The sequence below is a fragment of the Thermococcus celericrescens genome, assembly GCF_001484195.1.
Classification (GTDB): Archaea; Methanobacteriota_B; Thermococci; order Thermococcales; family Thermococcaceae; genus Thermococcus; species Thermococcus celericrescens.
This window is the reverse complement of the sequence record NZ_LLYW01000023.1, coordinates 73,831-81,205: the sequence shown is the minus strand read 5'-3', so window position 1 is coordinate 81,205 and position 7,375 is coordinate 73,831. Positions and strand designations below refer to the sequence as shown.

Sequence of the window (7,375 nt, the reverse complement as noted above, 5' to 3'; positions counted from 1 at the left end):
GAGGAGGTAAAGCAGGAGCTCAAAGAGGCGGTCGAGTGGCCGATGAAATATCCCAAGGCGTTCCAGAGGCTCGGCATTGAACCGCCGAGGGGTGTGCTCCTCTACGGCCCGCCCGGAACAGGTAAGACGCTCCTAGCTAAGGCCGTGGCGACGGAGAGCGAGGCCAACTTCATCGGCATCCGCGGTCCGGAGGTTCTCAGCAAGTGGGTGGGCGAGAGCGAGAAGCGCGTGAGGGAGATATTCAGGAAGGCGAGACAGGCGGCTCCGACGGTCATATTCATAGACGAGATTGACGCGATAGCCCCCGCCAGGGGCATGGAGGGCGACCGCGTTACGGACAGGCTCATCAACCAGCTCCTCACCGAGATGGACGGCATAGAGCGCAACAGCGGCGTGGTTGTTATAGCCGCAACGAACAGGCCGGATATCCTTGACCCTGCCCTCCTGAGACCCGGCAGGTTCGACAGGCTCATACTCGTTCCAGCGCCGGACGAGAAAGCTAGGCTGGAGATACTCAGGGTCCACACGAAGCGCGTACCCCTGGCAGGGGACGTCAACCTCAGGGAGCTCGCAAAGAAGACCGAGGGCTACAGCGGTGCGGACATAGAGGCCCTCGTGAGGGAAGCGGCCCTGCTGGCGATGCGCAGGATAATGAGGGAGATGCCGGCGGAGGTCGTCGAGGAGGAGAGCGAGGAGTTCCTTGAGAGGCTCAGGGTTTCCAGGAAGGACTTCGAGGCGGCCCTCAAGAAGGTACGCCCGAGCATAACGCCCTACATGGTCGAGTACTACCAGAATTTCGACGAGAACAGGAAGAAGAGGACTGGAAAGAAAACGGAGGGACCCGACTACTACACCTTCTGATTTCCCTCCTTTTTTGGAAAAGGTTTTATACGTTGGTGCCCAAGAACTTACACGATTAAACCGAGGGGTGGCGAAAATGGTCAAGATAATGGCTTCCAAGCTTAGGGACGTGGAACTGATAACCGACACCGGTGTAAGGCTCGGCTGGGTCTACGACCTCAGCTTTGACGAGGAGACTGGGGACATACTCGTGATAGTGGCCGAGCCGGATGAGGACCTCGACACCAGCGAGTTCGTTACGGATCACGAGGGTCTGCTCCTCATTCCCGTCAGCGCAGTTAAGAGCATTGGCGAGGTCATAATCATCGACTCGAGCAAACTCGCCGTCAAATCCAAGCTCAGGAGGCCGCCTTCCTCAGCGAAGGTCTCCGGGGGATCCTCCGGCCTCGGACGGTGATTCCCTCCTTTTCAATACCCATCGTACAGCCTCTCCGCAAGGAAGCGGGGCAGGCCCGCATCAAGTATCTTTCCTGCCGCTTCCTGAACGTCGTACTCCACCCTTCGGAACTCAACGTTATCTGGTGGCTTCTCGTCGGTGTCGATCAGCGCATATGCCGCCCTCCAGTCTCCGTCCCTGGGCTGCCCCACGCCTCCGGGGTTGATGATCCTCCTGCCCCCCAGCACCCTCAGCATGGGCACATGGGTGTGGCCGACCAGGAGGTCATCCTGACGGACGTAGCTCAAAACCGCTTTGAACTCCTCATCCTGGAGCCATGGAAAGAGGTACTCGTCCAGCGGGGCCCTTGGGGAGCCGTGGATGAGAAGGTAGCTCCGTCCAGCGTCGTCTGTAAAGAGCTGCCTCACGGGGAGTCTTCTGAGAAATTCGAGGTTTTCCACGGTCATGATTCTCTGATGCCAGCGAACCGCCTGCCGCGCATAGGGGTTGAAGCCCCACTCCGCCCCGAAGGCTATAGCGTTGTCGTGGTTGCCGCGGACGCAGAGAAAGGTTCTTTTCTCCATCCGCTCCCTCACGAACTCAACGACCTCGTTTGGCGAAGCCCCGTAGCCGACCAGGTCGCCCATGCAGAGAACGGCGTCGGCACGCCTTACCTCCCGCCAGACAGCCTTCAGGGCCTCCAGGTTGGAGTGGATGTCTGAGATGAGGGCGATGAGCATGGCGCTTCCCCAAAACCGTTTGGGAAGGGCACGTTAAAACACTTACCGGGTGAGAATCGACGGATGAAATGGGAATTAAAAGAGAGGGAAGGGGCTCACTCCTTCCTCTGCCTGGCCTTCCAGTTGCTCCACTTGTAGAGGGCCGCGAGGGACTTGATGGCCCTCTCCGGCTCCGGATAGGCCGGAATGCCCTCCTCGTTGAGCATGTCGATGGCTTCCTTGGCCTCTATGCCGCCGACGATTGCAACGACGAGGGGTTTCTTCCTGCCGCTCTCGTTGTACTCGCGGATGACGATCTTAGCCAGGTCGCGCGGGTCGAGCACTGCCGTCTGGCAGTAGAGTACAGCCACGGCGTGCATGTTCGGGTTCGCAAGGGCGTCCCTGACGGCGCCCTCGTAGCTCTCCGCGCCGGCCATACCGGTGAGGTCAACCGGGTTCTTGTAGCTTCCGAAGGGCGGCATGTGGTTGGCAAAGACCTTGAGCTCCTCGAGGTCGTCGTAGAGGTGCAGTCCCTCCTCCTCGGCGGCATCGGTGGCCATAACTCCTATTCCACCGCCGTTGGTGAGGATGACGACGTTCTCCCCCTCCGGCTCCGGAAGGTTGCTCAGGGTCCTGGCCCAGTCGAAGGCCTCTCCGATGGTGAGCGCCCTGAGAACGCCGCTCTGCTTGAAGGCGGCGGTGTAGATGCTGTCCGCGCCGGCGAGCGAACCGGTGTGGGAAGCAGCTGCTTTGGCACCGCGCTCGCTCCTTCCAGCCTTGATGATAATAATCGGTTTCTCCATGCTGACCTCCCTGGCTACCTCCATGAAGCGCCTTCCGTCCTTGACGCCCTCCATGTAGATGAGGATGGCCTTGGTGTTGTCGTCCTCCTTGAAGAACTCGAGAAGGTCGGCGTCATCTATGTCGCTCTTGTTTCCGACGCTGACGACGGCCGAGAGGCCAACCTTCTCGAGGATGGTCCATCCCATGAGGGCTATTCCCAGCGCACCGCTCTGGCTGATGAGGGCCAGGTTGCCCGGCATGACATCGGTCGGGCCGAAGGTGGCGTTGAGCTTGTCCGGCGTGTAGACGACGCCGAAGATGTTCGGGCCGAGGATCCTCATGCCGTACTTGTGGGCGGTCTCGACTATCTGCCTCTCGACCTTCTTGCCCTCCTCACCGAGCTCGCCGAAGCCCGAGCTGATGATCGGGAGAACCTTAACACCCTTCTGGCCGCACTCCTCAACGATCTGCGGGACGAACTTGGCCGGGACGATTATGACGGCCATGTCAACCTCGTCCGGAACGTCGAGGATGCTCTTGTACGACTGGAACTTCTTCCCGTTTATCTCTATCTCAACACCCTTAACGTTGACCGGGTATATCTTGCCCTCGTAGCCGTACTCAACGAGGTTCTTCATAACAGCGTAGCCAATCTTGCCCGGCTTCTCCGAAGCGCCGATAACGGCGATGCTCTTCGGTCTGAAAAGTGCCTCAAGGTTCCTGTCCATCTCAATCACCTCACTCCGATGAGAGTCACATTTTCCCGTCCGTAAAAGCGGTTATAACTTTTCTCCTCTCTTTTTGACGATAGGAAACTCGACGGACGTTAAAGAACCAGAGGTTGGACACCGTTGATTCAGAACCCACGGGAACCTCGAAATACTTATTAGGTTCCTCGTCCAAATATATGGCCCAGGTGCTGACCTCCTCCCCGCCTTGAGGGGGAGGTTCCAGCGAGGAACCCCCTAACCCAAAGGCAGGGAGGTTTGAGGGGTTCCCATCATCACCCCCTTTGAAGAGGGTTCCCTGAACCCCTCGGGGAGGGTCTTCCCCCCGTTACCCCTCCTCTGAGCGTAAAGACCGCTCAGACTCGGGGTTATGGTTTTGACAATCTTTTTCAAAATATTAAACGCCCCGACCAAATCCGCATTAAACACAAGCCCCTCTACGGGACACTTAAACAATCCCCTAACAAACCTCGCCCCCTCGTGGGGCTTCCCGCAGACAGGGCAAAGCTTAGAAGTGAAAGCCTCATCAACAACCACAACCAGAATACCGTACTCTTCCGCAACTTCCTTGAGCCTTTGAATCACCGTGTTAAACCGCCAGACGTGGGAGAGGAGGAAATTCTGCCTTCTGCCCCTATCAGAGTTTCTGGCGATTCCCTTTGGATAGCCAATAACAATTCTTGAAACTCCAAGGTGGTAGAGCCTCTCGACAGTTCTTCTTACCACCGTGTTGATGTAGTGCCTCGCCTGAAGTTTGGCCTTCTCGTGCATTCTTCTGAGTTTCCCACTCTTTTTAGCTCCCGATTTATTGATTTTGGATTGATACTCTGCAATCCTCTTCCTCCAGTAAAAATCAATGCTCTTAAGTGGTCTCCCGTTCACTAAGAAACTCTCCCCGTTTTCAACGTAAACGGCCATTAAATTGTTTACTCCTAGGTCTATTCCAGCGGAGAGGTTGCCCAAGGGCTGTCTTGGAAGCTTGACCCATTCCTCACCCTGAAGTTTCTTCTCGACGCTTATGCTGATGTGAGCGTACCACTTCCGCTTAACGGTGTCGTAAGTTATTTCCAGCCTCCCCTGCTTGCCCTTCAGGTGTATTCTCCCCTTGAACTGAACTTCTAACCGTTTAAACCTGCCGAGGCCTTTGAGGATTAGCCTGTTGCCTTCAATCTTGTACTGGTCGTTCCTGAGAATGATTAATGGCTTTCTCCTTCCACCTTCCTTCAAATAGTTCGGCGGTTTTGGTTTCAGCCATTTGGGGAGTTCTTTGGCCTTCTTTTTCCTTGAGAGGGAGAAGAATGAGCGCCAGGCTTCGGCGTTCTTCCTACAGACTTGTTGAACGGTGGCGGAGCCGATTTCTTTCTTGAATTCTTCATAAACGATTTTCTCGGTTTTGTTGAAGTCCACTGGCTTGCCTTCGAAGAATTCCTGTCTCCTCAGGTAGTTCACTCGGTTCCAGACTTTGGCTCCCATGTTGGTTAACTCGAAGAGTGTTTTCTCCTGTTCCTTTGAGGGTTGGAGTTTGACCGTTACTGTTCTCTTCATTCCAAAGTATGGTGTGGTTTTTGGGCTTTAAAACGGTTTGCTTTCCTCTTTGAGGGCTGTTGAGTGGTTCACCGCATCCCCACCCCAAAGGGCGAGGCTTCCAAAAGAAAAATGTAACATGCGGACTTTTGGAAATTTTGGAAACAGGATAGAGCGCAGAGCCCTCCGCCTGTTGAGCGTCCTCTTCGATTTCGTCGTGATAGCCCTGGGCACCTGACCATGCTCTACGTCGTCGGAATGATATGGGATCTCGCGCTGACATCCTCTCCGCCGTGAGGGGAGAGGGTTTGGCTTAACCCTCGCCAAATGCTGGGAGGAGGTCAGTGAGAAGGACGTTGACGACCTGACAAAGACCCTGGGTGATGCCAGGGAATAGACAAACCCTAAATAGGCCCATGACTTTCTTTCTCCAAGGGGTGATTGTATGGGCGTACAGATAGGCGAGCTCGTTCCGAGGAAGGAGATAGAGCTGGAGAACCTCTACGGGAGAAAGGTGGCCATAGACGCGTTCAATGCCATATACCAGTTCCTATCGACCATAAGACAGCGCGATGGAACGCCGCTCATGGACTCCCGCGGGAGGATAACCTCCCACCTCAGCGGCCTCTTTTACAGGAACATCAACCTCATGGAGGCAGGAATAAAGCCCGCGTACGTGTTCGACGGAAAACCGCCGGAGTTCAAGAAGAAGGAGATAGAGAAACGCCGCGAGGCTAGAGAAGAGGCCGAGGAGAAGTGGTACGAGGCCCTGGAGCGCGGCGACCTTGAGGAGGCCAAGAAGTACGCGATGCGTGCAACCAGGGTAAACGAAGGGCTCATAAACGACGCCAAGAGGCTCCTTGAACTGATGGGGATCCCCGTGATCCAGGCGCCGAGCGAGGGTGAGGCCCAGGCGGCATACATGGCCGCCAGAAAGAAGGTCTACGCCTCGGCCAGTCAGGACTACGATTCGCTCCTCTTCGGTGCGCCCAGGCTGGTGAGGAACGTCACGATAACCGGCCGGAGAAAGCTCCCAGGGAAGAACGTCTACGTTGAGGTCCTGCCTGAGCTTATAGTTCTGGAGGAGGTTCTCAAGGAACTCGGCATAGACAGGGAGAAGCTCATCGAGATGGCCATACTGGTGGGCACGGACTACAATCCCGGCGGGGTAAGGGGAATAGGTCCAAAAAAGGCCCTCACGATAGTCAAGCGCAGCAAAGACCCGCTGAAGAAGTACAACAGGGAGGGTGAGGTTGACCTCTACGCGATAAAGGAGTTCTTCCTTAACCCACCCGTCACTGACGAATACGAGCTCAAGTGGCGCGAACCGAACGAGGAGGGAATCCTCAAGTTCCTCTGCGACGAGCACGATTTCAGTGAGGATAGGGTGAAGAACGGGCTTGAGAGGCTGAAAAAGGCGGTAAAGGCGGGAAAGCAGGCAACGCTGGAAAGCTGGTTCGGGAAGCGCTGACCTTTCTTTTTCCTCAAACCGGAATCTTCAGGTTGAGCTTGTCCACGAGCTCCTTGTAGCGGTTCCTGACGGTGACCTCGGTGACGCGCGCTACCTCGGCCACCTCGCGCTGGGTTCTCTTCTCGTCCTCCAGCAGGCCGGCGATGTAGAGAGCGGCCGCGACCAGGCCGGCCGGGCTCTTTCCGCTTGTGAGTCCGCGGTCGTAGGCCTCCTCCAGTATCGCGATGGCCCTTCTTCTGACACGTTCGCTCAGGCCGAGTTCGTCGGCGAACTTGTTGACGTAGTCGGTTGGCTTGACGAAAAGCTTCTTCGGAGTAAGGTTCAGGTTCCTGGCTATGAAGCGGAAGCTCCTTCCTATCTCCTTCTTGTCAACGCGGGATATGTCGGCTATCTCGTCGAGGGTTCTCGGAACCTTCAGAAGCCTGCAGGATGCGTAAACGCATGCCGCTATTACGCTTTCAATTGAACGGCCCCTTATAAGCCCTTTTCTCACGGCCTCACGGTAGAGCCTCGCGGCCTCCTCCTCCACGTGCCTCGGGAGCTTCAGCTGGGAGGCGATTCTATCCAGCTCGCTCAGTGCGAACGCGAGGTTACGCTCGGCGGCGTCGCTGACGCGGAGGCGGCTCTGCCACTTTCTGAGCCTGTACATCTTCTCACGCATCAGTCCGGAGAGGTTCCTGTCGATGCCGATGTCGGTTGAGAGTCCCTTGTCGTGAAGGAGAATACTCTCCGGGGCTCCAACGCGGGCACGCTTCTCCCTCTGACTGGCGTCAAAAGCGCGCCACTCCGGTCCCGTATCAACGACGTTCTCCTCAATAACGTAACCGCAAACCTTACAGATTATCTCGCCCCTACCCGGGTCGTATATGAACTCCGTCGAGCCGCAGACCGGGCAAACCCTACGATTGCTCAC

Annotated in this window: 8 protein-coding genes; 4 read left to right on the top strand and 4 right to left on the bottom strand. The window is 56.5% G+C overall.

All coding sequences use genetic code 11. The features are described from left to right. Both APY94_RS07015 and APY94_RS07010 read left to right on the top strand, forming a co-directional pair. Positions 1–861, top strand: an 861-nt coding sequence (locus APY94_RS07015; RefSeq protein WP_157065496.1) for an AAA family ATPase, incomplete at its 5' end; no start/stop codon positions are given. 76 nt (positions 862–937) lie between these two features. Further along, the gene (locus APY94_RS07010; RefSeq protein WP_058938951.1) at positions 938–1,258 is read left to right on the top strand and encodes a PRC-barrel domain-containing protein; all 321 of its coding nucleotides are present in this window, start codon (positions 938–940) and stop codon (positions 1,256–1,258) included. An 11-nt stretch (positions 1,259–1,269) separates the two neighbouring features. Here APY94_RS07010 and APY94_RS07005 read toward each other — a convergent pair whose 3' ends face one another. From APY94_RS07005 to APY94_RS06995, 3 genes are all read right to left on the bottom strand, one after another. Beyond that, on the bottom strand, positions 1,270–1,977 hold the full coding sequence (locus APY94_RS07005) for a metallophosphoesterase family protein (RefSeq protein WP_058938950.1): 708 nt from the start codon (positions 1,975–1,977) through the stop codon (positions 1,270–1,272). A gap of 95 nt (positions 1,978–2,072) precedes the next feature. Then, positions 2,073–3,467 (bottom strand): acetate--CoA ligase alpha subunit, encoded by a 1,395-nt coding sequence (gene acs, locus APY94_RS07000; RefSeq protein ID WP_058938949.1) that lies wholly within the window; start codon positions 3,465–3,467, stop codon positions 2,073–2,075. A gap of 237 nt (positions 3,468–3,704) precedes the next feature. After that, the gene (locus tag APY94_RS06995) at positions 3,705–5,012 is read right to left on the bottom strand and encodes an RNA-guided endonuclease InsQ/TnpB family protein (RefSeq protein ID WP_058938948.1); all 1,308 of its coding nucleotides are present in this window, start codon (positions 5,010–5,012) and stop codon (positions 3,705–3,707) included. Between the two features lie 49 nt (positions 5,013–5,061). Between APY94_RS06995 and APY94_RS13355 the strand changes: the two genes are divergently transcribed. Together APY94_RS13355 and fen are read left to right on the top strand one after the other, a co-directional pair. Further along, positions 5,062–5,229, top strand: coding sequence for a hypothetical protein (locus APY94_RS13355; protein ID WP_169791807.1), 168 nt, complete (start codon positions 5,062–5,064; stop codon positions 5,227–5,229). Positions 5,230–5,436: 207 nt separating this feature from the next. Next, positions 5,437–6,462 carry a flap endonuclease-1 gene (fen, locus tag APY94_RS06990; RefSeq protein WP_058938947.1) on the top strand — a complete coding sequence of 342 codons (1,026 nt, stop codon included), beginning with the start codon at positions 5,437–5,439 and terminating at the stop codon, positions 6,460–6,462. Positions 6,463–6,475: 13 nt separating this feature from the next. On the opposite strand, the gene APY94_RS06985 is transcribed toward fen, so the two are convergent. Continuing rightward, positions 6,476–7,375 (bottom strand): transcription initiation factor IIB, encoded by a 900-nt coding sequence (locus APY94_RS06985; protein ID WP_058938946.1) that lies wholly within the window; start codon positions 7,373–7,375, stop codon positions 6,476–6,478.